The following is a 1,643-nucleotide window of genomic DNA, read 5'->3' as shown; positions in this document are numbered from 1 at the left end:
GGAACATGCGGCGGCGATTCTTCACCCGAAGATGGGCGCGCCGGTGCGGAAAGTGTTGAGCAAGGGCGCGGCGCTGATCCCGTCGTCGAAGAAGCGCAGCGGACCCGGCACGACGCTCGACATTCCCCTTGGTCACAAGGACGCAGCCTTCGTGCGTAGTCACTTCGACGGCATGGAAGTGCAGATCAACGACGCGCCGCGCGCCAACGAGATCATGGTCGCGGTCGCCGTCACCGACAGCGGCCGTCCGCTGCCGCGCGTCGGCGGGCTGACGGTTGCGGAGGTCAAGGGCGAAGACGGTTTGAGATAGAGTTTGAACCGGGGAGGCGGGCACAGCTTCTCCGACAAGATCACGCTGAAGACGTAGAGAGTTCAAAACTGGAGGTTGGGATGCGAGCGAGAAACTATTTTGTGGGCGCGGCCTTCGCGCTTCTGGCTGGCGGCATGGCTCATTCGGCCGTGGCGCAGGAGATCAAGATCGGCGAGATCAACAGCTACTCGCTGCTGCCGGCCTTCACCGAGCCCTATCGCAAGGGCTGGCAGCTCGCGGTGGAAGAGATCAACGCGGCCGGCGGCATCAACGGCAAGAAGCTGGTCGTCGTCTCCAAGGACGATGGCGGCAAGCCGGCCGACGCGCAGACCGCGGCCAACGAGCTGGTTTCGAGCGAGGGCGTTGCCATGCTCACCGGCACGTTCCTGTCGAACATCGGTCTGGCCGTCAGCGACTTCGCCAACCAGAAGAAGGTGTTCTTCCTCGCGGCCGAGCCGCTGACGGACGCGGTGACCTGGTCGAAGGGCAACAAGTACACTTTCCGCCTGCGCCCCTCCAACTACATGCAGGCCGCGATGCTGGTGGAAGCAGCCAGCAAGCTGCCCGCAAAACGCTGGGCGACGATCGCGCCGAACTATGAATATGGCCAGTCGGCGGTTGCCGTATTCAAGAAGCTGATGTCGGAGAAGCGGCCGGACATTCAGTGGGTCGACGAGCAATGGCCGCCGCAGGGCAAGATCGACGCCGGCCCGGTGGTGCAGGCGGTTGCCGCGGCCAATCCGGAAGCGATCCTCAACGTCACCTTCGGCGCCGACCTCGTGAAGCTCGTGCGCGAAGGCAACACCCGCGGCCTGTTCAAGGGGCGCGAGGTGGTGTCGTTCCTCACCGGCGAGCCGGAATATCTCGATCCGCTCAAGGAGGAGACGCCGGAGGGCTGGATCGTCACCGGCTATCCCTGGTACTCGATCAAGACGCCCGAGCATGACGCGTTCCTGAAGGCCTACCAGGCCAAGTACAACGACTATCCGCGCCTCGGCTCGATCGTCGGCTACCAGACCATCAAGGCTGCTGCGGCGATCCTCGCCAAGGCCGGCTCGACCGATCCGGAGAAGCTGATTGCCGCAGCCGAAGGCCTCTCGATGCCGTCGCCGTTCGGCGAGATCACTTTCCGCAAGATCGACCACCAGTCGACGCTCGGGGCCTATGTCGGCAAGACCGCGCTGAAGGACGGCAAGGGCGTGATGGTGGACTCCGTCTACAAGAAGGGCTCGGACTATCTGCCGAGCGACGCCGAAGTCGAGAAGCTGCGCCCGAAGGATTGATCTCTTTCTTCTCCCTCTCCCCGCCTGCGGGGAGAGGGTTGGGGTGAGGG

The 1,643-nt window shown here is 64.1% G+C and carries 2 protein-coding genes; both read left to right on the top strand.

Annotation, left to right across the window (positions count from 1 at the left end; genetic code table 11):
• Positions 1 to 310: amino acid synthesis family protein (locus tag ACXJL8_RS40520; protein ID WP_456686973.1), on the top strand; the 310-nt coding region annotated here is incomplete at its 5' end.
• An 80-nt stretch (positions 311 to 390) separates the two neighbouring features.
• Positions 391 to 1,593 carry an ABC transporter substrate-binding protein gene (locus tag ACXJL8_RS40515; protein ID WP_456623002.1) on the top strand — a complete coding sequence of 401 codons (1,203 nt, stop codon included), beginning with the start codon at positions 391 to 393 and terminating at the stop codon, positions 1,591 to 1,593.
• Positions 1,594 to 1,643 lie beyond the last annotated feature (50 nt).

The organism is Bradyrhizobium sp. P5_C11_2, from assembly GCF_054049755.1.
Note: the sequence above shows the minus strand (reverse complement) of the source record. Positions and strands in the feature narration are given on the sequence as shown.

What these genes read in the sequence shown, in the direction of transcription:
- ACXJL8_RS40515 (WP_456623002.1), top strand. Translation starts at nt 391, where the DNA reads ATGCGAGCGAGAAACTATTTTGTGGGCGCGGCCTTCGCGCTTCTGGCT.